Annotated in this window: 20 protein-coding genes and 1 pseudogene; 7 read left to right on the top strand and 14 right to left on the bottom strand. The window is 44.5% G+C overall.

Features of this window, described 5'->3' with window-relative positions:
* Positions 1-151: 151 nt before the first annotated feature.
* Positions 152-718: an alkyl hydroperoxide reductase subunit C gene (ahpC, locus tag ACS8FD_RS09090; RefSeq protein ID WP_439275528.1), complete on the bottom strand. Its 567-nt coding sequence runs from the start codon at positions 716-718 to the stop codon at positions 152-154.
* 393 nt (positions 719-1,111) lie between these two features.
* Between ahpC and ACS8FD_RS09085 the strand changes: the two genes are divergently transcribed.
* Complete coding sequence (locus ACS8FD_RS09085; RefSeq protein WP_439275527.1) at positions 1,112-2,020, top strand: hydrogen peroxide-inducible genes activator; 909 nt, start codon at positions 1,112-1,114, stop codon at positions 2,018-2,020.
* Positions 2,021-2,026: 6 nt separating this feature from the next.
* Positions 2,027-2,683: an HD domain-containing protein gene (locus ACS8FD_RS09080; protein ID WP_439275526.1), complete on the top strand. Its 657-nt coding sequence runs from the start codon at positions 2,027-2,029 to the stop codon at positions 2,681-2,683.
* Here the strand turns inward: ACS8FD_RS09080 and ACS8FD_RS09075 are convergent.
* The 7 genes from ACS8FD_RS09075 to ACS8FD_RS09045 all read right to left on the bottom strand — a co-directional run bounded on the left by ACS8FD_RS09075 (position 2,664) and on the right by ACS8FD_RS09045 (position 11,034).
* The gene (locus ACS8FD_RS09075) at positions 2,664-3,266 is read right to left on the bottom strand and encodes a methyltransferase domain-containing protein (protein ID WP_439275525.1); all 603 of its coding nucleotides are present in this window, start codon (positions 3,264-3,266) and stop codon (positions 2,664-2,666) included. The genes ACS8FD_RS09080 and ACS8FD_RS09075 overlap by 20 nt on opposite strands.
* A gap of 39 nt (positions 3,267-3,305) precedes the next feature.
* Positions 3,306-3,968 (bottom strand): M48 family metallopeptidase, encoded by a 663-nt coding sequence (locus ACS8FD_RS09070; RefSeq protein WP_439275524.1) that lies wholly within the window; start codon positions 3,966-3,968, stop codon positions 3,306-3,308.
* Between the two features lie 42 nt (positions 3,969-4,010).
* Positions 4,011-5,438, bottom strand: coding sequence for a DUF1513 domain-containing protein (locus ACS8FD_RS09065; protein WP_439275523.1), 1,428 nt, complete (start codon positions 5,436-5,438; stop codon positions 4,011-4,013).
* Between the two features lie 114 nt (positions 5,439-5,552).
* The gene (locus ACS8FD_RS09060) at positions 5,553-6,713 is read right to left on the bottom strand and encodes an imelysin family protein (RefSeq protein ID WP_439275522.1); all 1,161 of its coding nucleotides are present in this window, start codon (positions 6,711-6,713) and stop codon (positions 5,553-5,555) included.
* A gap of 36 nt (positions 6,714-6,749) precedes the next feature.
* Positions 6,750-8,405 (bottom strand): di-heme oxidoreductase family protein, encoded by a 1,656-nt coding sequence (locus ACS8FD_RS09055; protein ID WP_439275520.1) that lies wholly within the window; start codon positions 8,403-8,405, stop codon positions 6,750-6,752.
* 277 nt (positions 8,406-8,682) lie between these two features.
* On the bottom strand, positions 8,683-10,128 hold the full coding sequence (locus ACS8FD_RS09050) for an imelysin family protein (RefSeq protein WP_439275519.1): 1,446 nt from the start codon (positions 10,126-10,128) through the stop codon (positions 8,683-8,685).
* A 249-nt stretch (positions 10,129-10,377) separates the two neighbouring features.
* A complete protein-coding gene (locus tag ACS8FD_RS09045) occupies positions 10,378-11,034 on the bottom strand; it encodes an OmpA family protein (protein ID WP_439275518.1) in 657 nt (218 codons plus the stop codon).
* Between the two features lie 584 nt (positions 11,035-11,618).
* On the opposite strand from ACS8FD_RS09045, the gene ACS8FD_RS09040 reads away from it, so the two are divergent.
* The 5 genes from ACS8FD_RS09040 (at position 11,619) to minE (ending at position 16,308) form a co-directional block, all read left to right on the top strand.
* A complete protein-coding gene (locus ACS8FD_RS09040; protein WP_439275517.1) occupies positions 11,619-12,608 on the top strand; it encodes an acyltransferase in 990 nt (329 codons plus the stop codon).
* 93 nt (positions 12,609-12,701) lie between these two features.
* A complete protein-coding gene (locus ACS8FD_RS09035; protein ID WP_439275516.1) occupies positions 12,702-13,757 on the top strand; it encodes a hypothetical protein in 1,056 nt (351 codons plus the stop codon).
* A gap of 253 nt (positions 13,758-14,010) precedes the next feature.
* Positions 14,011-14,841: a septum site-determining protein MinC gene (minC, locus tag ACS8FD_RS09030; protein ID WP_439275515.1), complete on the top strand. Its 831-nt coding sequence runs from the start codon at positions 14,011-14,013 to the stop codon at positions 14,839-14,841.
* A gap of 361 nt (positions 14,842-15,202) precedes the next feature.
* Entirely contained in the window at positions 15,203-16,015 is an 813-nt protein-coding gene (minD, locus tag ACS8FD_RS09025; RefSeq protein ID WP_439275514.1) for a septum site-determining protein MinD, read from the top strand.
* A 2-nt stretch (positions 16,016-16,017) separates the two neighbouring features.
* The gene (minE, locus tag ACS8FD_RS09020) at positions 16,018-16,308 is read left to right on the top strand and encodes a cell division topological specificity factor MinE (protein ID WP_439275513.1); all 291 of its coding nucleotides are present in this window, start codon (positions 16,018-16,020) and stop codon (positions 16,306-16,308) included.
* 222 nt (positions 16,309-16,530) lie between these two features.
* On the opposite strand, the gene ACS8FD_RS09015 is transcribed toward minE, so the two are convergent.
* From ACS8FD_RS09015 to ACS8FD_RS08990, 6 genes and pseudogenes are all read right to left on the bottom strand, one after another.
* Positions 16,531-17,073, bottom strand: coding sequence for a hypothetical protein (locus ACS8FD_RS09015; protein ID WP_439275512.1), 543 nt, complete (start codon positions 17,071-17,073; stop codon positions 16,531-16,533).
* A gap of 129 nt (positions 17,074-17,202) precedes the next feature.
* Positions 17,203-23,088 (bottom strand): Hpt domain-containing protein, encoded by a 5,886-nt coding sequence (locus tag ACS8FD_RS09010; RefSeq protein WP_439275511.1) that lies wholly within the window; start codon positions 23,086-23,088, stop codon positions 17,203-17,205.
* On the bottom strand, positions 23,072-23,236 hold the full coding sequence (locus ACS8FD_RS09005; RefSeq protein ID WP_439275510.1) for a hypothetical protein: 165 nt from the start codon (positions 23,234-23,236) through the stop codon (positions 23,072-23,074). The genes ACS8FD_RS09010 and ACS8FD_RS09005 overlap by 17 nt, the downstream gene beginning before the upstream one ends.
* 64 nt (positions 23,237-23,300) lie before the next feature.
* Positions 23,301-24,338, bottom strand: a pseudogene (locus tag ACS8FD_RS09000) (methyl-accepting chemotaxis protein); the annotation flags it as partial.
* 435 nt (positions 24,339-24,773) lie between these two features.
* On the bottom strand, positions 24,774-25,304 hold the full coding sequence (locus tag ACS8FD_RS08995; protein WP_439275508.1) for a chemotaxis protein CheW: 531 nt from the start codon (positions 25,302-25,304) through the stop codon (positions 24,774-24,776).
* 3 nt (positions 25,305-25,307) lie between these two features.
* Entirely contained in the window at positions 25,308-25,670 is a 363-nt protein-coding gene (locus ACS8FD_RS08990; RefSeq protein ID WP_439275507.1) for a response regulator, read from the bottom strand.
* Positions 25,671-25,752 lie beyond the last annotated feature (82 nt).

Genomic DNA, 25,752 nt, shown 5'->3' with positions numbered 1-25,752 from the left:
GACTTGCAGCTTAAAGTCTAGGTCGTAATGCATAAAAATACCCCATAAGTTGTGTCCAACTTATGGGGGTCGGTTCAGATGAGGGCTTTACTATTTATAATTTGTTATTTTATATAGCTAATAGGTCTAGCTATTTAAAACAAGCAATGGCTTAGATTTTACCAACTAAATCAAGGCTTGGTTTTAGAGTTGCTTGACCTTGCTCCCAAGCGGCTGGGCATACTTCGCCGTCATTGTCACGAACGTACTGTGCCGCTTTTACTTTACGTACCATGTCTTTTGCGCTACGGCCGATACCTAGGTCATGAATCTCAGCGACTTTAATAAGACCATCTGGATCCACTAAGAAAGTACCACGCAGAGCAGCATTGTCTTCTTCGATCATGATGTTAAAACCGCGAGTGATTTTACCAGTACCATCGCCTAGCATTGGGTACTGTACTTTGCCAATAGCTTCTGAAGAATCGTGCCATGCTTTATGCACAAAATGGGTGTCAGTCGATACTGAATACACTTCTACGCCAAGGCCTTTTAGCTCTTCGTAATGGTTTGCCATATCTTCAAGCTCAGTTGGGCAAACAAACGTAAAGTCATGCGGGTAGAACATAAAGATCGCCCAGCTACCTTTAACGTCTTCTGAGGTGATGGTTTTAAATTCACCGTTTACAAACGCTTCGGTTGAAAATTCTGGGATTTCTTGATTAATAATAGCGGCCATGAGTGGCTCCTTTTTTGTTAAGTTTATGGTTACAGAAATAATAATGATTAGATCGATAGGTTTTTAGAGAGCAAATAAAATAATGAAGCTATCTACATTCTACATTAAGATATCTACTATGCTAGCTGCGGTTAATTGCCGTTTTTAATAGTGCAATCCATCTTGCTGCTGGCTTTACCTATCTGGGTTACAAAACAAACTATACGCGAATTCTATGGTTAATCCAGTTAAAAGTTTTTAATTTGATGTTTTGTTTTATTAATCTTGTTAAACTATTCTATCCGCTGTTACTCATTAAATAATAATACGTAAAGCGCCTATATCTATCGATTTGCGAGCGATAAGATAAACCAATACTTTCACAAAACTTCTAAACTGCATCAGAGAGCTTCTATGATTACTTTACGTCAACTCGAATTTGCCTTGGCCGTTGCTAAGCATCGTCACTTCAAACGCGCCGCTGAAGATTGCAATATTTCGCAATCAGCCTTGAGCTTAGGAATAGCAGAGCTAGAAAAGCAGCTCGATACGCAGATTTTTGAGCGCAATAACAAGCAAGTGCTGATAACCCCTATTGGGCAAGATATTTTGACTCGTGCCCAGCGTATATTTTCTGAGGTCAATGATCTCACGACTCGCGCTCATAGCCATCAAGCGCCGCTGGCTTATCCGATGACGGTTGGTATCATTCCGACCATCGCCCCGTATCTGTTGCCTAAGGTCTTGCCCGCGCTTCGAGCACATCACCCTGAATTTCGCATGACTATTGTCGAGCAGCAAACCGAGCGCTTGCTCGAACAAGTGCGCTACGGTCATATCGATACGGCTATTATTGCACTGCCTTATGCGGTTGATGGACTGCACAGTTTCGAGTTTTGGTCGGAGGACTTTTTTGCCGTATTCCCCAAAGATGATGTGCATGCCAAGCTTGATAGCATTAACGCTGATGAGCTCGCGACCGCTAATCTGATGCTATTAGGCGAGGGGCACTGTTTAACAGACCAAACCCTATCTGTCTGTCATTTCGATCGTGAACAGATGAAATCGAGCTTTTCTGACGCGAGCCTAAATACTTTAATTCAGATGGCGCTAGCTAATATGGGCACAACGTTAGTCCCTGGGATGGCGCTAAATCAGCTGCATTTGCACAACCAAAACGCGGTCGCTGTGCCATTAAGCGAGGCAGGGCCGCATCGGCATATTGCTTTTGTCACGCGTCTCAACTATGCCCGTGTCGATGATGTAAATTTGTTGGGTAATGTGTTCAAGCAAGCGCTAGAAGAAGCGGCTGATAAGAGCTGAGCAAATATGACAGATATCTTGCCGATCTCCTCTAAACTCAGCAAATACTTTGCGCAGCATCTACTAGTTACTAATAGCGATATGACAAATGCGAGAGTTAATGTGCTTTGGCAAGATCTCGCAAAGCGCTATAGTGAACCTGAGCGCGCTTATCATACGCTCACACATTTACAGCAGCTTTTTCGTGAGTTTGAGCAGATTAAATATAAACTACAGCAACCGTCCATCATAGCTTTAGCACTGTTTTACCACGATGTAGTTTATGATCCAACACGTAACGATAATGAGCTCAAAAGCGCCGAGTATGTAATAGAAGTCCTAGATCAATATTTAAGCGTTGAACAAATTAGGCGCATCTATAATTTAATAATAATGACCGCAGATCACCAATTAAACGACGAATACGATAGCGATGCCGCCTATTTATTAGATATGGATTTATCTATCCTAGGCGCGAGTTGGTCTAAGTACAGACAGTATGCCAAAGCAGTAAGGCAGGAGTATCGTCACGTTGCAGACGCGGAGTATCGCGTGGGACGCACTGAGGTATTAAAAAACTTGCTCGCTCATCCAAGACTGTATTTGAGCGATTATTACTATCAGCGGTTGGAGACGCAGGCTCGGAAAAATATTCAGCGAGAGATTACTGCGCTTGTAGTTTAATAAATAGCTCACTGCCCTGGCGCGCGGGATGTGAATTGTAACAAGGCTCCATAATCTCGATATCAAAGTGCGTCTCGAAGCGTCTTTTATATTCCTCAATATCGCCACCAAACGGCGGATGAGTATTACCAAAGTCTCTGTTAAATAGTACACCTACTAACTTGCCTTTTGGCTTTAATAAATTTTCCATCTGCTGTACATATTCATTACGGCGCTGCGGGTTTATCGCACAAAAAAACGTCTGCTCGAGCACCCAATCGAACTGATAGCGCTCAGGTGATAATTCAAAGAAGTCCGCACAAATTAGCTGCTCAGACGGAAAACTAGGATAACGCTCGGCAAAGTCGGCAATTGGCGCTGGCGCGAAATCCACCAGTGTGACATTGGTAAAGCCTTGCTCATGCAGATAACCGACCTCGTAGGCATTGCCCGCCCCTGGTACTAAAATAGCTTGGTCTTTAGCTGACTCAGGCAACTGGTCGATATAGGCTTTGAGCGGTGGCGACACCTCGCCCATATCCCAACCGATACTGTCTGACTGGTAACGCTGCTGCCAAAACTCGGCTTGATTGACGTTGTCCATAACTTATCCTTTTTCTCTAAACAACAAAGCTTTCGATAATTAGTCTAACTTCCCACCTTTCCCCGCTAACTTATCATGCCACTGCTTATACTCCGGCATCGCTGTCGCCACCGTTTGCCAAAATGCCGGGCTGTGATTGGCGTGGTGCAAATGACACAGCTCATGAACGATAACGTACTCGGTGCACTCTATTGGATAGGCCGGCAAGTACACTGATAGCCAAATACGGCGTGCGCGCGTATTACAACTCCCCCAGCGCGTGTGCATTTTTTTGATGCGAGTCTCGGTCGCTTGTGCACCAACAATAGGTTGCCATTTCTCAAACAGCGCTGGCATAACTTGTGAGAGTTGCTGACGGTAAAGTGCGATTTTTTTGTCATGATTCAGCGTAAAGGTTTGCTGCTCACCCCATAACCAAAGCGGTTCGTCTGTTTTTGCTAAGTTAGATTGTAGGTGCTGCTTCTGTTTACGCTGATAATTCTCTAGCACTTGCTGATGGTGAGCTAGCGCCCACGAGACACGTTTATCGATAAACTGTGCCATCTGCATAGCATTGATAGAAGTCGGTACAGAGACCGTTAGTAGATTGGGCTTTAGGCGAAAGTTGATATTTTTGACGCGTTTTTTGCTGATCTGCAGCTCAATCTTAGCTGCCGCCAAACGCTCGATAGCGCTCTGTAATAAAGGCGTCGTATCTATCATGTTTCTAGCAGCAAGGTTTCGGCTAAGCATGTAGCGGTCTCATCAAAGCGCCTGCAAATGATTATCAAAAGACATCTTATGGTATCGCTTATCGCTGGTGATTATTCTATTTTGCTTATCGACACTTAAAGTTGTTAATTGCCCTTGCCCATCGCTAACAACAAAACCGCCTTGCTCGCCAACACTCACTGAGGCTCCAGCACAATCAAGCAAAGCAATCGAATCAATAAGCTCATAAGTGTTTAAGTCGTAAATAGCCGCGCAGCCTCCAATAGGTGTGGTGACACAAAGTAGATTACGCTCACTATCGACAGCGACGCTTGCGATATACTGATGGAAGCGCTGCCATTGATTATTCGGCATAGTCAGTGGGGCAAACTCAATATCACCGCGCTGATGCGTCAACACTAACGGCACATTAATATGCTTCTCGCCTTGGAATTGAACCCCTATCATAACCGTTCCATTATCATGCATAGCCAAGTGACGGATACTCATCTGATTATGCTGAGGGGTTATTTGCTCTAGTAGCTCGCCAGTATAACGATTGAGATAAACTAAAGATGGACGCATGCTATCTAAATTCAGCTCCTCACGTGAAGCCTGTTCGGTCTTGATACCGCCATTAGCAACAATCAAAGTCTCGCTATCAGGATGCATAATCAGCTCATGCGGACCGATACCGTATGAGTCAAATTCAGCAATTTTTTGATAGTTATTAATTGCATCGTATATACCAATTTTACCGTCTAAACTGACAGTATCGTTTTCGGTAATATAAAGCTGCGAACCATCAAGGCTATAGCAAGCATGACCATAAAAGTGACGGTCAGTGGCGGCTTCGATAGCGTATTTCACCTGTCCAGTAGCGGTATCTAAAACCCAAAACCCTTCACTAGGACGGCGACCCATTACTACGACATCGCGAGCTTCAGTTTTCTTACTACTGCTAATAAAAGGCTGCACCACGATATCATGCACGCGCTCTGGCATGGTGGTTTGCCAGACGATTTGCCGATCGGCATCGATACCGACGACGCCAAAGTCATTCTCGTTATAATTGTCGTTACCATTATTCGAGATCAAACGCTTGGGCATCGCCGCCACCCCGCTCACCCAACAGACTGGGCGCGATAACATAGTAGTGATATAACGTTCGCCTATTCCATTGTCGCTATCTTTAGGATAACTTTGATAAGCTAATTTCGCTTGCCGATAAGCATTCTGTAGTCGCGGTAATTGCGCTGATGGCAATAGTTGCAGCTTAGCCTTGATGCCAACCACGTAGTCTTGCAAACGAGCGTCTGGTTGCTGCTGCTTGCGGTAGTAATGATGCACGCCTACTAGCGCTGCTGTTGCCGAGACAGTGCTTAGCAAGGTGTTGAGCGCGGTATTGATTAAAGGCCCTTCCTTACCTTTTAAGTCGCTAGGTTTAGTTATAGCAGTGCTATTAGACTTTTTATTATTCATCTTTTATACCTTAACAGGTCAGCAATATAGAACTATCAATAAAAACTCTAACTTATCTGCACTCAAACTAACAAGCCTAAAGACAATGGCTACTAAGCGTTTGAGAACACTGTATTAATCACCATCGGTACTATTAAAACCAACACGGATACCTAGCGTCGGAATCAATTGACGTTTGATAACTCGGGTAATCTCTGCCATTTGCTCAAGCAATTGCTGCTGATCGGCTTTATCCGCTTGCGTAATATCTTCTGGCATTTGTGCTAGCAAAGTTGTCGTCTGCGCTAAGGCAGTCGATAAGTTATTACCGACGACGCTCTCCTCTTTACTATTCAAGATAGCGCTCAGTACGGGATCTGTCAGTGCTTTGTTTAAGGTCGCAAGCTTAGCATTGATAATCGCGCGGCTTTGACCAGCTGTAGCGGCAGGTACGTGGCCTTTAGCTGTGCCGGTGAGACCTAACGGCTGGTCGATAGCGCTTGCTTTGGTAGTTTCAATCATCGACAGTAAAGAGTTAAACCATTGATTGAGGCCTTGATCGCTGTCCGCAGTTCTATGAATAGCGAGCAGCTCCGTGGCATTATTTTGCCAATTATTCTCAATCGCTGTTAGGCGCGCGCTTAGAGCACTACTTGCACTTAATACATAAGCGCACTGTGCTGCATTTAAGCTCTCATTGGCATACAAGGCTTCCTCTAGACCAGGGACGCCTTGCACAATAGCACTCTCGTCAGCGAGCTGCTCTTTGGTCAGATTAGGATTGGCAGCGATAAGATCGGCGACCCCGTTATGCACTAAGCCGCGTTCATCGGGGTAGTAGTTAATATATAGATTACTCATGCTCTCACTTGCTGGGCCGAAATTAATCATCTCGGCACTGGCCCATGCTCGCGCTAACACTAGCCACTGATCGCGTAGTACTTGCAGCTCAATCCCGCTGACAGGCGCTTGCTGGCAATGCTTTGTCGCTAATTCATGCAAGAGAGTACTTTGCTTAGCAGCATCAGCGTAAGCAGGAATGATCAGGTCATCAGCGACATGGGTTAGGTAGGTTTTTTCAGTTTCCGCGCTAATCTCTACAGGGATAACTGCAGCTGTAGAGCTAGCATTTGCATCGGTTGCATCTGCAGTCGCGCTATTTTCCTCTACCACTTTTTGACTGTCATTATCAGTCGCTTGCTTTTCATCAGCAGGCTTAACGCAGCTGATAAGCAGACCTGCGCTCAAAGCCGATAACACCATGACTAAAGCAGGATTAGCTTTATTTTTTTTCATATTTTTCTCGGTATATTTATTTCAATTTAGTATCGACTACAGCGATTTTAAAAAGGCGTTAAGCTCAGCTCGGCCTTGTTTATCAAGTTTCAGCACTTTTTGTTGTTGACGCTGTGCTTCACCGCCATGCCAAAGCACTGCTTCCATCAGTGTACGCGCGCGTCCATCATGCAAGAACGTCGCTTGCGGATCGACGGTTTGTGCCAGACCTATGCCCCATAGCGCAGGAGTACGCCACTGGTAGGAGTTGGCAAGAAACTCAACTTGCGCGTCCTTTGGTGGCAGCTTACCGGCGATAGTACGATCGGCAAGATCATCGCCCATATCATGCAAGAGTAGATCGGTATAAGGATAAATCACTTGTCCATGCTGCTCAAGATGATCATCGTCCGTTTTTGGTAGCTCATATCTGGGCGTATGACAACTTTGACAGCCCATCTCATAAAAGCGCTTTTTACCCGCTAAGACGAGCTCGCTATCAGCATCACGGCGATGCGGTACGGCTAAGTTGCGAGTATAGAACTCTACAAATTTGGCCACTTCATCACTGACCTCGACAGGCGATTTACCATCGCCTTGATCATCAGCGCCAGTGGTCGCATTAAGACAGGCGGTTTGTAGTGGCGTGCAAGACTCGGTAGGACGAATCCTTGAGGTCAGACCCATGTCTTCATTAAAGGCGCTTTGATTTTGCGTTAGCAGCTTAGTTTGTCCGGCTTTCCAGCCAAAGCGGCCCAAGGTAGTTTTACCGGTTTGCGGATCCATAACCCAGTTAAAGGTACCGCGAATACCGTCGTTATTTTTATCCTCACTATCGGCTTGTTTTTTGATATCTGCATCAGGGATTTGCTCGAGTAGCCCTAGCCCTATCATCGGTAAAGCCACACGCGGGGACACCATTAGCTCATCATCAAAATCGCCGTAGCCTGGATGAGTCAATTCAAAAGTTGGCGTACGTAGCGTCTCGACATGACCATCAGCAAAGGTAACTGGTTTATCCGTCCAACTCACCGTTACTCGCGCCTCAGCTGACACCCCTTCAATACCGCGATCCTGCAATTGACCGCCATACATAGGGTGCGCGACTTTTTCGATAAGCGAGTCTTTGAGTTGCTGCTGCTGCTCATTGGTTGTCGCTGGCATAGCGAGACGAATCAATAAGCTATCGGCATCGTCTTCGCTAGTCATCGGGGCATGACCACGACCGTCTTTGACATGACAAGACTGACAAGCGGCGACATTGAATAATGCGCCAAGACCATCGCGGCTATCGGTACTAGCCGGCGCAATCACCCAAGGCTGCTTAAAAAAAGCATTACCAATAAAGAAGTGGCCTTTACGCGAGGCGGTCAAATTAGAAGAAGGTTTTGAATAGCTCTCGCTACTGGTTATGGTAATACCCGTGTCGCCGCCTTGCTTGATCTCTTGCGGATCAAAAGTCGCTAACGTCTGCATAGGCACACCTGCGATAGCTTCTATGGTTTGCCTGCGCTCGCTAGATAGCGCCGAGTCTAAAGTGGATTTTTTTTCTGAAACAGTCTCTTGGTCCGAGACATTTTCTGTAGGCTGACAAGCCGCCAAAGCCAGTGCGGATAAGCTCACCGCTATATTTAATAATAATTTATTAAAGGGTGCAGGCTTAAGTTTCGGTAGCTTAGACACTGTTGTTGAGGCTGAGAAGATGACACTCATAAAGTGACCTTATTTCCTAATAAGTGCTTTGTAGGAATGATTGCGGTATAAAATACTGAATGTAAAACGCTTCTTAGGGAAAGAGTGGAACGTCTAAATAAAAACACGTTGCCAAACTCAGTTGACAACGTGCCTGTTGTATCAATGCGGTATCGATAGCGCTATCAATAGCTTTATAAATATAAAAACAATATCAGTATAGCAAAATCAAACGCTTACGAAAATTGCTCTCATCAAAAAATACCGACTCAGCAAATATTATGCTGCATTCTTGACTCTAAAACTGCGAACCTGCATCGGCATCTAAGTTATCAATCCCCACCGCTTTGGCCGCACTTTCAATGCCAGCAGTCAGCTCTTGCAAGCTATTGATACTATTTTCGATCCAACCGCGGCGCTTGTTTTGCTCCTCAGCCGTGATGCCCTGTTTTGTCGCTTGACCAACGGTTGCAATCATTTGATCGACTTTAATCCCTTCGTTTTCACCTTTTTCAACTAATACATTAAAGGCATCTTCTACGCGTTTAAAGTCAGCGGTGAGTTTGTCCGCTTCGGCCGTATGACCTTTATCAATGAGGTACTGTTTGACACCATAACCACCAACTGATTTACCATCGACGGTTTTATAACTACCATTAAAGACGTTTTGAATACCGCGAGCATTGTTGGCGTAGCTTAGATGGGTCAAATCACTAAAGCACTCATGCTCATCTTCGGTAGAACCAGTGACAAAGGCAACTTGCATGCGCTCGGAGGCCAGCTCACCAAGCGCCAAGCTACCCATCTGATACATGATTTGACGTAGTGCGTTATCGCCTCGGCGCTCTAGCAAATCACTGCGTAACGTGTCTTCGCTCTCAGGTTGCCACTCAGCTTCCATCGCACTCAAATCATCGACCAATAACTGAGTGGCTGCTTTTAGATACTCACCACGACGCTCGCATACACTAGCATCGGCATTGACAGCATCACCGCTGGTACATTGACCCTCCGCAGTCATGTAATCGCTAACAGGACGATTACCCGCGCCTTCTCCGACGCCGTTGGTATCTTGACCCCAAAGTAGAAACTCTATCGCATGATAGCCGGTAGTGACATTGGCTTCGCTACCGCCAATCTCGCTCAGCTCAGCGAGCAGCTCAGGAGTAATGGTACTAGTATCTTGTTTGACATTGCCAACACTAATAGTATTGCTATTGATAATATTGTCTTTGCTATTGTACTCGCCCTGATAGCTGTCACTCACATAATCGATTAGCGCTTCATCAAGTGGCCAAGCATTGACTTGCCCTTCCCAGCCATCGACGCTACCTATTTCACGCTTATCGTTAGCGCTCACAAAACCTTCATCAAAACGGAATATTTCGGTCTGCGAATAAGGTTGACGCGCTGCTTTATAAGCTGCTTTTGCGGCTTTTAGGTTGTCCTCAGTTGGCGTCTCCACATAAGTATTTACTGCGTTTTGTAAGTCTTTTGCAGTCTCTAGCGAGTCTTTATAAGCGGCATGCGCCATATCTGCATAGCTGACAAGTAATCTATCAATACCTGCTTGCTCTGCTGCTGCTTGTGAGCTGGTGGTCTCTGTCTGTGTCGTTTGCGCATCAGTCGTCACAGCTTCCTCATCGGTCTGCTTTGTACAGCCTGATAGCAGCAATAAACTAGCTAGAGTCGCTGCTAGAGTCGTGGGCAGGATTCTACGGTTCGACACAGTATTGATAGTCATGGGCATCCTCAGTAAGACCTAATAGATATAAAATAAAATTATTTTGTTTGCAAATTATATTGTTATTGATAACTATTATCAACTATAAATTAGCCCGATTTTAATTTCCTCTTATGCTGCTCTCATACAAAGCTCTTGTTATTTAGAGATGTTCTTTAAATAAAAAAAAGCCAGCGTAAGCTGACTTTTAAATAGGTAATTTAACGGTATAGGCTAGCTATTGTATTAGCTATCACTTTAGTTTATGACTTAGTTAATGCTCTGTGGAGAGTTAATAGTAAGCTCAACACGGCGGTTTTGTTGACGACCATAATCAGTATTATTATTAGCGATTGGGCGCGACTCACCATATGCAACGACATTAATACGGTTAGAAGATACACCGCGAGCGCTCAAATAGTTCGCTACTGAATAAGCGCGATCTTTTGATAGACCCATGTTATAAGAAGCAGCACCGCGACTATCTGTGTGACCTGCGATATTGACAGTAGTTTGGTTATACTGATTCATAGTAGATGCAAGCTTATCAAGCGTAGGCTTGAACGAGGGGCTTAGAGTCGCATCATCAAAACCAAAGGTAATATTACCTGGCATGACTAGATCAATGTTACCTGTCGTTGGGTTTTGCTCAACAGTAACGCCAGTACCTGCCATTTGCTGCTCAAGCTGCTTGGCTTGACGCTCCATATAATAGCCCACGCCTGCACCTAAAGCTGCACCGATAGCCGCGTCACGACCTGTTTTGTCGCCGCCCGTTGCTTTAGAAACTACCGCGCCACCTGCCGCGCCCGCTAAAGTACCTAGAGCGGTCTTGTTCAGACGCTGTTGCCCAGTGTTTGGATCAGTAGTACAACCACTTAAAGCTAGACCTGACGCTACTGCTGCAATCATAAGTTGGTTACGCATAATTGTTTCCTCTCAAATTAAATGAATCGTTATAATATATAGTATCACTTGAAAACGTTGCTATTTTATTTTGATAACTTGTGATTAAAAAGCCAGTTCAGACCGCCTAGTTAAAAACAGTTGAGCTTACTTAACAGCTATATTTCTAGTTAATTATATTTTTACTTTGTCCTTAAGTAAAAAACTATAGCAATTACAAAAAACAGCTTACTAGTTATCAATGACAATCGTTACTATTATGACCAGGCAAAGCTCTCTATGTGTAATATTTTGTCATACCTCTGTACAAGAACTGCATGAATTGTTTTTGATTGATTCCATTTACTATGGAATAGATTTAGAGTCATCGGATAGAGTCCATAGAGTGGTACAAGTTTAATGACTTCTAGATTATTGAGGTAGTCCCCATTAGCCGTAATCAATTTAATGTACCGATAGTTAATATACCAATAGTTTTAGTATGATTATTTACGTTTACACTCGTACACTCAGCGAAAAAACTGCTAGAATCGATACTATTTTTTAGTCATCTTTTTAGTCATCACCACCGAGTAAGCGCCACTTAAGATCAGTAAGGATACTTTATGAAACTAGCGACATTCATGCAAAAACTCCATCAGCGCACGCCAAAGCTTGGTAAAGCCGTTTCTTTGACCACTGCTACTGGCGTGATTACTGGCACTAGTATGGCAGCAGGCTTGCCAGTATGGTTTATGGGTGCAGCCAAAGTCATTACCGGCTCAAAAACAGCTGACAAAACCGTCATCAATGTGACCAATCGCTGGATTCATAGTAATAATGCGCTGATAGATAATATTTTACCTAACAAGGATTGGCGTATCAGCCTGCCTGAGGATATCAGTCCTGAGGGCAAGTATTTGCTGATTAGTAACCATCAGTCTTGGGTCGATACCAGTATTGTGCAGTATATTAGCGAAAACCGTTTGCCACTGACGCGCTTTTTTACCAAGTTTGAGCTTATTTATATTCCAGTTATCGGTCAGGCCTTTTATTTTTTGGACTTTCCAATGATGCGTCGGCATTCTAAAGAGGCGATTGCCAAAAACCCGGCGCTCAAAGGTAAAGATATTGAGGAGGCCAAACGCGCTTGCGCTTTGTTAAAAAACAAACCCTTTACTCTACTCAACTATATCGAAGGTACGCGCTTTACTCCAGCGAAGCGCGATGCACAAAATGCTCCTTATACGCATTTGCTCAAGCCGCGTGCAGGAGGGCTATCGCTTGCTATCAATGCGTTAGGAGATGAGATTGATGGAATATTGGATATGACCATTGTTTATCCCGATGGCATACCGACTTATAGTGATTTATGGAAAGGAAATATCAAGCGCTTAGGAGTTGATGTGCGCTATATCGACATACCCAAGCAGCTACTGAACGATATGCAAAGCGAGAGTTATCAAACAGACGCTGCCGTAAAAGAGCAGTTTTTTGCTTGGGTAGAGCAGGCTTGGCAACAAAAAGATCAGCGCATCACTGACATGCTTGCCGATTTTGAAAAAAACCCTCAAAATGATTCTGTGTCTGCGGCGCAAACTACGTTAAACTCTTAAGCCATAAGTTGCCTTGATTAGTTTTTACAAGGTAAGACTAAGTCTAAACCATCGCAGACTTTATGCACTCACTACTTAACAAAAGGGATAACTGTGTCCGTACTTCATAGCGCTGCAAAGCCAACTATAGACCCAAAGCTATCCCCAGATCGTCCAAAGCCCAATCGCTTCAAGCTGACTTACGATATCATTATGATTATCGTTATCAGTATCGATTTATTTTTGATTAGTCTCGATGCTATCTTAATGAGCAATTTTAGTAGTAATGTTGCAGGATGGCTGTCACTAAGCGAAGGACTGAGCTGGTATAGAGAAGTGCTGCATGATCCACTACGTACCTTAGGTGGATTTTTTACGCTATTTTTGATTTTTGAGCTACTGGTACGTTGGGCTATTGCTATCAAAGAAAACATTTATTATCGTTGGTTTTTCTTTCCCTTTATTCACTGGTATGAAGTGCTTGGTTGTTTTCCGCAATTGCGAGCGCTGCGTCTGTTTCGAGTCGTGATTATCGGTCGTCGTCTCTATCAGCTTGGTTATCAAGTATTGCCTCAGCCTTGGTTGAACCGAATTAAGTTTTATATCGACTTAGTCTTAGAAGAGCTGTCAGATCGGGTGATACTGACCGCGATTGACAACTATCGGCAACAGCTCACTAATCCGACTACCCAAAAGTCACTTATCGAATCAAGCTTAGGCAGCAATCGTGATGATATCGAGGCGGTACTACTCGATTTGCTACGCTCTGAGCTAGTGCCGCAGCTACGCAAAATTAACAATCAATCCACGGGTGAGGATATTATCGCTCAAGAGTTGGGGCATGCTATCCAAGACGGCATCGCTAATACGCCTGAGCTGCATCGTTTGCTACGCCTGATTCCTATCGCAGGCGGTCTTATCGAGTCGCAACTGCAAAGCATCGCGCACAATATCGGCGTCAACACAGCGACTTCGCTCAATGCGCGTCTACTCGATGATAAAAACCTAGATCCCCTTATGGTTGCCATTGCCAAAGGTGTAGCACAGCTTGATATCGACCATCCTGCTCTAAACACCCTGATAGCAAAAATTATTAGTGACAGCTTAGTCGCCTTTGAAGCGCAAATAAAAGTACAGCAATGGAAACATAAGGATATGCTGAGATTCTGATTGATGCTTTTTTATGAGTACTTTCTTGATTAGTAATTTTATAGAAATATAGAAACAAGCGCTTTTATAGCAAGAGTAATCGAATCGGTTGAACCTGCTAATTTTTATGCGTAAAGGCTTGTTAATATCTAGCCACCCTTAGTACACTGTCAGCTTAATAATAGTAAATGTCTGACAATCATCATAAACGTCGTTTTACTCTGTTACTCTTACCCTGTAGTGTTTTAAGCTTAGCCTTTTAAGGATTTATATAATGACCATGACGGATACTAATAGTCAAACGGCTGCTCCTGCTATGACTTTGTATGGCAAAATGCTGACGTTTTCGCGCTTACAACTACATACTAACGACTTGAGCCTGATCGACGCACAACTGGCTACTACGCTTAGTAATAAAACTAGTAATATACCCGTGATTATCGATAGTAGTGTCGAACAGGACTTGCCTGCTTTAGTTGAATTTTTATGGTCATGGGGGCTACAGCCTATCGGCGCAGTCACTGGCATACTCGAAGAGCAAGCGCGCGCGCAGCGTCTAGCCATATTTCCCGCTGACGGTAAGCGTATTGAACGGATTTTACCGGTCAAAAAGCCTGCCACGCAGCCAATAGCCGATAGCCGCGTCGAAGCTACTGATAACTCTAATAATAGTGCTATCAATGACGCAGATTCGGTAACGCCTGATTCTCAAACTAGTGCAGCCGCAGCAGCGACAGACTCCGAATCTTGGCTACCTACTGAACATATCACCAGTATGATTTATGATCAAATGCTCCGCTCAGGTCAGAGCCTAAATCACGTTGGCGGCGACTTAATCTTGACCAATAGTATCAACAGTGGCGCTGAAGCGATCACTGATAATAGCCTACACGTGTATGGCCGTGCTCAAGGGCGCCTGGTCGCCGGTGCCACAGGCGACAAAGATGCTCGTATATTCTGCCAAGTATTTAACCCTTCGTTAGTCTCGGTCGCCGGTACTTATTGTTTGCGTGACAACCTACCTCAAGATATCATCGACAAATCGGTGCAGGTGCGTTTTGTAGAAGGTGAAGGATTAGTGTTTACGGTTATGGATGGCGCCTAGTTCTTGCTATAGTAAGTCTTTGGTAGAAAGGATTGACTCATAAGAAATATAACGGTAGTTTACGGTAACAAAACTGCGCTACCATAACCTTGTTAATCCGCCATTATGGGTAGTTATTTTTATATACTATTGATAAACATTGAATTAATATAGCTTAAAGGGCAATAGCGGTAGCAACTGTAACTCTCTATCGATTTATGTTAGGGTTACGGGCGCAGACTGTAAATAAACCTTAAGTTTCAAACATCGCTAATGGTTTCGATAACTGTGAGCGCATGGCGAGTTAAAATTTATTCAATAGCTGTTTTATTAGGGTCTAGAATGGACTCTAGCTTTCATTCATTCATAGGAGTGTGCCACTGTGGCAAAGATTGTTGTAATCACTTCAGGCAAAGGCGGCGTCGGTAAAACCACGACTAGTGCCTCTTTTTCCGCCGGTTTAGCATTACGTGGCTATAAGACAGTGGTCATTGATTTTGATGTCGGCCTGCGTAACTTAGACTTAATCATGGGTTGTGAGAACCGTATTGTCTACGACTTCGTTGATGTCATCAACGGTAACGCCCGCTTGTCACAAGCTTTGGTCAAAGACAAGCAACTTGAAAATTTATATATATTGCCTGCCAGTCAAACTCGTGACAAAGATGCGCTTACTGATGAAGGTGTCGCTGAGGTTATGGCTGAGCTGTCTAAGCAATTTGATTATATTATCTGTGACTCTCCAGCCGGTATCGAGCGCGGAGCACAATTAGCCATGTATCATGCCGATGAGGCCGTTATCGTCACTAACCCTGAGATCTCGTCAGTACGTGACTCGGATCGTATCATCGGTATATTGCAAAGCCGCACTAAGAAAGTTGAAGAGAATCAAGGAACCGTACGCGAGCATCTTATCATTAGTCGCTATAATGCTGAGCGCGCGGCAGCTAATGAGATGATGGACATTGATACTATCTCGAACGACATTCTAAAAGTGCCTTTGCTTGGCGTCATTCCCGAAAGTCATTCTGTACTTGAAGCTTCTAACCATGGTGAGCCGGTTATTCACTATACCGATTCGGTAGCAGGTCAATGTTATGATGATATTGTTGCGCGCTTCTTAGGAGAAGAGCGACCACTACGTCATATTGATGTGAAGAAAAAGAGTTTATTACAGCGCTGGTTTGGGGGTTAAGGATGAGTAAAAAGAAAGGATTTTGGAGCAGTTTATTTGGCACAGAAGACAACCGCAGTGCCGGAAGTGCCAACATGGCCACTGAACGATTAAAAGTAATCGTTGCTAGTGAAAACCGCCTGAATAGTCGGTTAACCACAGACCGTATCGAAAAGATGAAACGTGAGATATTAGAAGTGGTGAATAAATACGTCAACGGCGTTCAGATTGATGATGTTAATATCAATCACCGCTCTGAAGATAGCCTTGACGTGTTAGAGATGAATATTAATTTGCCTGAACACAAGCGCTGATCTTGTTAGCTGACTTATTACAAGCACTCTGTAAATATTAGCAGCAGCGCTAACAATAAAGCCCTAAACATAAGTGTTTAGGGCTTTATTGTTAGCGCTTTATTTTTATCAGCTTTTAGATTTATCAATTCTCAGATGTATAACCCTTCAAGTTCTCTATTAGCGTCTTTACTGCTATAACTCTAAATAGACTTATTAAAATAGGTGAGAGGTTTAAAAGGCCTACTGGCTGACAGTGACTCGCTGATACGCGATTTTGTCTAAATCTGGTACGATATAGACCGTCTCTTCAATGATAATCGCCTGAAACAAATAAGAGGTAATTGACTCTTCGCTTACCTCGTCATCTGTTGCGCTTGTATCCATGACGCTATCTTTTTCATACTCTTTTGGTAACTCGCTATCTTGAACTTCGGAGATACTGACTTCAATACGGCGTAGCTCACCTTTGGTGTATAAAGCTAAGCGCTCCTGTGCCGTATTACCTTCCAACACAACCACTGTATCTGGCACTTGCTCTTTAGCTAGCAAACGAAATACTGCAACTGACTGCTGCTGCCAAGCATAAGTCTCAACAGACTCCTCGATGCTGTTCTGAGCTGCCTCGCTATAATCTCCAATATAATCTAGGCTATCTAGTATCAGTGAGCTTGGTACTATCCAGTCTGGTTGATTCATCGCCGGGATAATAGTAGCTTCAAGCATACCGTTAGCGGCAGTCAATAGACTAACGGCTTCGAACGAATGTTTCTTTATCTGACTCATACACCACTCACAGTAGATAGAAAGGTTACTCAATAAGAGACCATTTAAGTCTTTAGAGGCTTAACAAAGGCTTAAGTTGTCTTTGCTTATAATCGCTAATGCTTAATCGTAAAGCTGCAGATATAAGCCTTATACCTGTTGCTTGTCATCAATTTTTATACTTAGCAATGCCTGAATTTTTTCTAGTAGTTCGCTCTCTTGGAAAGGCTTACCCATATAGTCATTAACACCAGTCTCAAAGGCTCGCGTGCGATGTTTATCGCCAGTACGCGAAGTAATCATGATAATCGGTATCTGTTGCAAACGCTGATTATTACGGACTTGGGTCGCCACCTCAAAACCATCCATGCGCGGCATTTCGATATCAAGCAGTATCAGATCAGGCGTAGATTGTTGCAAAATCTCCATAGCGTCGACTCCGTCTTTGGCGACTACAGCGTTTAGACCTTGGCGCTCTAAGAACCGAGAAGTTACTTTACGTACCGTTACAGAATCATCTACTACTAAGATAGTCGCTTTGCGTTCTGCCGCTTCGAGGTTAGACTTTGGCTCGACAGCTTGAGTTGGCGTCACTGTTTTAATAGTCGACTGACGCAATAGTGCAATAATATCTAATATCAGCATGACTGAGCCGTTACCCATAATAGTAGCGGCTGAGATTCCTGCTAAGTGCGACAACTGTTGTCCCATAGGTTTAACAACAACCTCGATACGAGAGCCGGCAATCTGATCGACTTGTAAGGCTAAGTTCTGACCTGAGCTGTTTTTTACGATAATCACCGGTAAGCTGGTGTTGGTATTCATCATTAGCTCATTGAACTGACTACCCGATATTAACTCATTAAGATAGCGGACACGATAGTCTTTATCTTCAATCTGCATGGTTTCTTTAGCGGAGTGATAATAGTCGTATAGCGCTTCTGGATTAACTCGGACTACCCTCTCAATTTGGACCAGTGGAATAGCATAATAGCGATCTGCTACTCGGACGACTAAGGCGTCAGAGACCGCTACTGTCAATGGTATGCGCATAGTAAAGCGTGTGCCCGCGCCGGTCTCAGAGCTAACAGAGACGGCTCCGCCTAACTGGCGGATTTCACTGGCGACTACATCCATGCCGACTCCGCGGCCAGAGATTTGGGTGACTTGTTTTGAGGTTGTTACCCCAGCATTAAAGACGTACTGCATGACCTCTATATCAGTGTATTGATACTCGCTTGGGTTGATTAAGCCCTCTAAGACCGCTTTTTCGCGAACTTCATTAACGTCGATACCGCGGCCATCATCAGTGAGATGAATGACCACCTCACTACCTTCACGTAATACCTCTAAGGTAATATGGCCGCTACGATCTTTACCTGCCGTTAAGCGCTCTTGTGGGCTCTCAATGCCATGATCCACCGCGTTACGTAGCATGTGCTCTAAAGGCGATGTAATACGTTCTAAGATGGTTCTATCTAGCTCATCATCCGCGGTAATAATCGTTAGATCTACCGACTTATTCAGCTCATTTGCGGTTTGCCTTACAATTAAATCTAAGCGCGGTTTTAGGCGCAGGAACGGCACCATTCGTGAGTTCATCAGACCATCTTGCAGCTCAGTTTGGGTACGAGATAATTGCAAGAGCAAGTTTTCGTTATCTCGAGTTTTTTCGAGCAGTGTATTATTAATATCGATTAAATCTGAAGCAGACTCTGACAATGATTTTGACAACTGATTCAGTGAGGAGTACTGATCCATCTCGAGTGGATCAAAATCTTCAGATTGGATTAACTCTTCATCAATCTGCGATAAGATCTGGGCCTCAAGCTCAATCTCCATACGGCGCAGCTGATCAGCTAGACGCTGGACCGTAGCGCTCATCTCGCCGATGCTGCCAGTCAGGCTGCTCATACCCATATCGATACGCGCGCGGTTGATCGCTGACTCCCCTGAGAGGTTAATCATATGCTCAACTAGACTACCAGAGATACGGATCATCTCATCGCTACTATCCATACTGCGCTCAGGCTCAGCGAAACTACCAGACATAGCCGGCATCTGACTGATGTCCATATCGCCGCGCACCTCTCGCTGTTTAGCTTGTACAGCTAATATCGCGCTAATCTCAGTCTGTAAAGACTCAGTCGGTACGTGTTTGGAGGAGAGAGTGTCTTTGCTAAAGTCTTGCAACGCGTTAATCAGCGCCGTTGGCATAGGAGGATTAACGTGATGTTTGAGGATAAATACCGCATCCTTTAGCCAATCATGACAGCTAATCAATAGCTCAGAGATAATCTTGGTCGCTGGACGACGCCCAATCGCTAAAGACTCATAGACGCTTTCCATCTGGTGCGCAAGATCAGCGATACCATTGGCCGCTACCATACGCGCGCCACCTTTGATGGTGTGCAAGTCTCGCTGTAGAGTCTGTACCGCTGCCACATCGCTGGTATTATTTAAGAATAGTTGCAGATATTTTTGACTGTTTTCGACCAGTTCTTCTGCCTCTTCTAAGAAAACCTCCAAAATATCAGCGTCGGGCAAGCCCTTTGACCAAGATTTCGCTATTAACGACTCTAAGCTGATAGTCTCAGCGGCGGTAGTTGGCTCTACCTGCCCCTCACTATCAGCCGTTACCGTCTGCGCAGGATTCTTTAGAATTGGCAGTTTTAGAGTGACTGTTTGCGGTAGCACGTTTTGTTGCTCAAACTCATTTAGCTGCTCGATGAGCTCACGAGTCCAAAATGACTGCTGATAACGCGCGACGTATTCGAGCTGTAACGACAAGGTATCTTGTATCATTTGCATGACACTGACCCACTGTAGGCTTGCTGATACCTTATCATTAATAAAGGCTTCATAGATGCTTTCAGCAGCGTGCGTCAGATCGCCAATACTTCGGATACCTGCCATCCGTGCACCACCTTTGATGGTATGCAAGTGACGCTGCAATACTTTTAGCGTGCTGATATCAGTGACGTCTTGACGCCACTGATTGAAGGTTTGGGCAATAGCGCTATCAAGCTCCTGCGCCTCTTCTAAGAAGATTTCCAATAGCTCAACATCAGTATTGACGGCCTCTAATTGTAACTCTTCCACCGAGATGCTTTCGACGACAGGTTGTACATCCAAAGTCTCAGTTGACACTGATAACAGCGCTTTATTATCAGCGTCATTCTCGCTAGTAGCGGCAAGCTCGCCGGCATGATGCTGGCGATGACTACTGATAGCCGCTTGCAAGTCATCGAGTATTGCGTGATTTACTTTGAACGACATACGTCCTGCTAAAGAGTCGAATAAAGCCACTAAATGAGTATGAGCGGCTAATAATGCAGCTTGAATATGGATATCATTACTCGCTTGGGGTGAGCTAGTAAGGTAGCTATAACTATCAGCTAGCGCAGTTAGTATCGCTGTAAATTTCGGCGACTTGGCAGTACTATTTGCTAAGCGTGAAATCTGCTGTGCTATTTGCTCGATATAATCCTCAAGCGACTCTGTACCGAGCTCAGTGAACGCCTCTTCTAACTGCCATTCCGCATCTAACAAAGTATCGATATCTAATGCTAGTAGCTGCTCTATACTTAACTCGTTATCAGTTGGCGTACTCGGCTCTTCTGAGCTATCTAGCATCGCTTGTAGAGACTCTACGTCTTGCTTACTCTGGGTAGTCGTTGCCGAAGAGTGCTGCTGAACATTTTCTTCATAAGCATTTAGGTAGCCTTTGATGAGCGCTACCGACTGCGCTAACGCTTCTATATGTTGGGCATTGAGTGGAGTATCATGTTGCTGCAAATGCTCTAAGCTTTTTTCAATAGTTGCACTAACGTCACTAATGGCTGCCAATGCGTTAGAACCCGAAGCGGCGCGCATAGTATGAAAAGCCCTAACGATCTCTTCACTGACCTGTACTTGCGGCTGATGTTGATGGATACTGATAAAGTCATCAATTTGCTGCAATAACTCTTTGGCTTCTTCTACAAATATATCGAGGATTTCGCGCTCTTCGCTGCTTTGTGCTGCTATAACGATAGGTTTTTCGGTCATCATATCGTTGATAGAGTGGATGTTTTTTAACATCGTTTCAGCGCTACTGACCTCATTAACAGCCTTATCATTATGAATATTCTTGTCATCAACATCATTCATAATAACAAGGCTGTCTACTGCCGGGACCTCATCAATAGCAGTATCCGTCACTGCAGCGCTTGCCTCCGGCACTTCTTGAGGGAATAGCGCACTATAGCTGAACTCATCGCCCAACTGCTGACTATAAGCGTTTGCAGCAGCGATCCATAGTGGCACCATAGCTGGATAGTCCTGACTACCTTCTGCAAAAGTGTTAATGATCTCAGGATAAGCGGCTAACACATCAGCCACCAACTGCTTCATATCTTTCGATGGCGTCAGACTCTTATCCAAGAATCGATTAAGCATAGACTCTAGTGCCCAAGCAAGCTCAGCGCTGTAGTTAGCACCTACCATACGGCCTGAGCCTTTTAGAGTATGAAAGCCGCGTCTAATATCGGTTAAGCTAGCCACCTCTGTATCGTCTAGCTGCCAATGATCGTAAAGCGGCACAATCTCTTCTAAGACCTCATAAGCCTCTTCTATAAAAATCTCTTTGATATCAGGATCAGCGTCATCGGTATCTGCAGGCATCTGTTCTGTTTTTTCTACAAAAGGTAGAAGCACAGCCGGTACCTCTATGGCGGTAACCTTGTCGGCCTCAGCGGTCACTGGTTGCTGTGATTGCAGCTCTGACTCAAGAGCAGACGACTCTGTCACACTGGCTTCATTAAGCTCATCTTGCGCTTCCATACCATGAGATAACGGCAAGCCGGCGAGTAAGTTATGGCTTTGTAAAATAATCAGAGCAGGATCGAGTTGTGGCGGCTGTGCGGCGCTAAAGTTGGTAATCAAAGTCGGTAGCTGCTCTACCACCTGGGCCATTAAGCTGAAGACTTCATCATTAACCGGCAAAGACTGGTCTAGTAGATGAATCAGTATATTTTCAATAGCGCACGCCGTCTCACTGATGCTAAAAGCGCCAATCATCCTTCCTGAGCCTTTGAGGGTATAAAAGTTATGATGTATCGCTGTTAATGGCGTTAAGTCATGGATATCTTGTTGCCAAACAGGTAATAACTTCGTTAATTCTGCCAAACTCTCTGTGGCTTCCTCTATAAAGATCTGACGGATCTCTTCATTCATATCGAAAACATCAGGCTGCACTTGCGCTCTCGCCGTTTGCCAAGCTGTCAAGGCTACTGCATCACTGTCGTCGAAGCGGTCTTGATTAGCATTAGCAGCATCAGTATTAGCCACACCAACACTAGCATCAGTGCTCTTAACGTTATACGTTTCAGTCATTTGCGCGGACAATCTCTCGATCAGCGCGCGCGATGAGTCATCTAGTGTAGCAAGAGAGCTCATATTAATATAAACCATCGCCAATAGCTTATCGAGTAAATCATCAAAAGAGCGATTGTCTAAGTCTTCTACTGCGCTAGCGTCTTTGTCTTGTTGACCGATGGTCTGCTGATAGCTCGTCTCAAGCAGCTGATCTAATCCTGATAATAGTGGCACATAGTCTTGTGGTAAGGGTGATTGGTTATGAGCTAAATTATGTAGCCAAAGCTCCGCTAAGTACCATAAGCGCTGCTGTTTACTATAATTGTCTTCAGATAAATCAACGCCTTGCCATAAATAATGACAAGCCTTGGCAAGCGCAGTTAGAGCTTCAGTTTCGTTAGTGTTGGTATTTAATAGCTGCTGTACTTGCTGACGCCATCCAGCCAATAATTGCTGATAGTGTTTCGGCTGTAGGGGTTCAGTTGGCGAGTATTCAGGAAGATAGTTAGGCGCATTAGCCTCAGTCAAAAAAGAGCTAATCGTCTTATAAAATTGGGTGATTTGCTCAGCAGTAGCATCCGTGCTGCTCTGCCAGCCATCAGACAGCTGTGATAATTGCTCTTTCGACAAAGGCAGCAATGATCCTAGCGCCGCGATATCATTAGGCTGGTTTTTCATAAGGTGGTCCCAAATCGTTTATATTGCGAGTCTTATCAAGTATTGACTGACTGACAGCGGCTAAGCCACAAAGACTCATTATCAGACCATAACTATAATGACCAAAGCCGTTATAGCTATCGCTCGATAACGATAAGTTGTGACTCATCTTTTAACCTCAGTAGTGCTCTAAATACCAAATGTCGGTAGTGCCATTTAACGCCAATAAGGCATTAAACAATCTCTTCGACATCCTCAAAATGCTCGTCATCATTAGAGACTTTGAAACCAGTGACTGACTCTTGCAAGGCGGCTGCCATCTCATTTAGCTCACCGACTGAGCGCGCGGTTGCCATCGTACCTGAGGAGGTTTGTGAAGTAATACCTTGAATAATCGTCATGGTGTTAGAAATCTGACCGGCAGAGGCAGCCTGCTGCTGTGCAGTATTAGAGATGCTTTCGATAAGATCGGCCAAAGTGTTCGATACTTTTTGTACTTCTTCTAGAGCCTCACCCGCATCTTTTGCTAAGCGAGCGCCGCGTACTACCTCGGAGGTCGTTGATTCCATTGAGGTTACCGCTTCACTGGTATCGGCCTGAATGGTATTGACCAAGGTTTTGATCTGTTTGGTGGCGTTGGCTGAGCGCTCTGCTAGACGCTGTACTTCATCGGCAACAACCGCAAAACCTCGTCCGGCTTCCCCTGCCATCGATGCCTGAATAGCGGCGTTCAATGCCAAAACGTTCGTTTGATCAGCAATATCATTAATCAAGCTAACGATATCGCCAATCTCTTGCGAGGACTCACCCAAACGCTTAATACGTTTAGAGGTTTCTTGAATCTGATCCCGAATGACGTTCATACCTTCTATCGAACGCTGAACCACTTCAGCACCATTATGAGCAATCGCAACCGAGCGCTGGGCAACATTTGCCGACTCAGTAGCGTTGTCAGAAACTTGGTCAATTGAGACGGTCATCTCACTGATAGCTTTAGAGACACTAGCAATCTCTTGTGTTTGATTTTCAGAAGCTTCTACCAACTCTACGGCGTTAACCTGAGTTTGTTCGGTAGAGTTTGTTACCCTATCCGCTGTCTCGTTAATAACCAGTACCAGCTCACGTAACTGCTCAATGGCAAAGTTAACGGAGTCAGCAATCGCTCCAGTAAAATCCTCTGAGACCGTAGCATTAACGGTCAAGTCACCATCTGCCAAGTCAGCGAGCTCATCAAGCAGGCGCAAAATAGCCATCTGGTTACGCTCATTCTCTTCTTGGATTTGGCTTGAGCGTTCTGATTCGATATTGGCTTCTTGACGACGGCGCAGTGTTTCTTGTTCAATCAATAAGCGTTCGTTAGCACCTCGTTCTTTAAGCAGCCGTGACAAAGCGTAAGCTGCTCCAACCAGCGCTACTATAAAGATAACAGCGGGCAAAGATATCAGCTGATTAAAATCATTCACATATTGGCTGATTGACGCCAGTGAGCTGACAAGCCATATCAAACAGGCCACACTCACTAAAGCAAAAACGGCTAATACAACTCTCCACTTGCTTGCAGCATCTTTTACAGCTGGTGTTTGGTTACTGACACCAGTACTAGGACTTTTTATAACATCACTCATCGTGCTTATTCCTTTCAAACAGTGGTCTAAGTTATATCATGACTGAATTGACTAATTGTACGTGCAGGATTTACTCTTTACTTATATAGCGGCATCTATATAGCGCTTGTCTTGCGCCAGTAAGCTTGGCATAAAAACAAACCAATCTTCATCATCTTTAAGAAACTTACCATGATTATAAGGCGCAAAAGCCGAATCACTAGGTAAGGCTTCAGGGCGGTATTGATCCTGGGTGAACTGCTCAATGCCTAAGACTTTGTCGACAATGAGACCTGAGAACACCGTATGATGATCGATGACCAATACCTTTCTTGAGCTGTCTTGAGCCGAGGTGCTCGGTGTCTGTAAGAACTTTGCCAAATCCGTCAGTGGTAACAATCGGCCACGTACATTAGCAATACCAAGCAGCCAAGGCTGAACTAACGGCATACTCGTATATTCGGGCATAGTCAGTATCTCCGCCACCTCGCCTAGAGGCGCAACCAAACGCTGACCACTGCTCTCAAAGACTACTCCGCGCCAGTCATAGTCTTTTCTACCCTGACGACCGCTGCTGCGTGCATTAGCCAAATCAGCCAGACGCAAAAGCTCAATAAACCCTCTAGAAGCCACAATTTACCCCATAACTTTACGAATAATGCGCATAAGCTCAAGCTCGTTGATAGGCTTGGTCAGATACTCAGTAGCGCCTTGACGCTTACCCCATACTCTGTCTGTTTCCTGACTTTTGGTGCTGATAATTACCACTGGGATGTGTTTGGTAGTACGATCGCGAGTGATTTTACGAGTGGCCTGAAAACCATTCATTTCAGGCATGACGACGTCCATCAAAATCACATCTGGTACATGTTCGGTAGCCATCTGATAGCCTTCGATACCATTGGTAGCCTCTATCACCTGAAAGTTATTTTTAGCCAATATATCGCGAAATTTTGCCATCTCAGACGGCGAGTCATCAATGACTAAAACAGTGGTCATGATTGTTTCCTTTGTAGTAAGTATCCGTAGGATCTATTATAAAAATATGCCAAAACGAGTAGCGAGTATAGCCTATAAAATA

It is taken from the genome of Psychrobacter sp. 1U2 (genome assembly GCF_051847575.1).
Note: the sequence above shows the minus strand (reverse complement) of the source record. Positions and strands in the feature narration are given on the sequence as shown.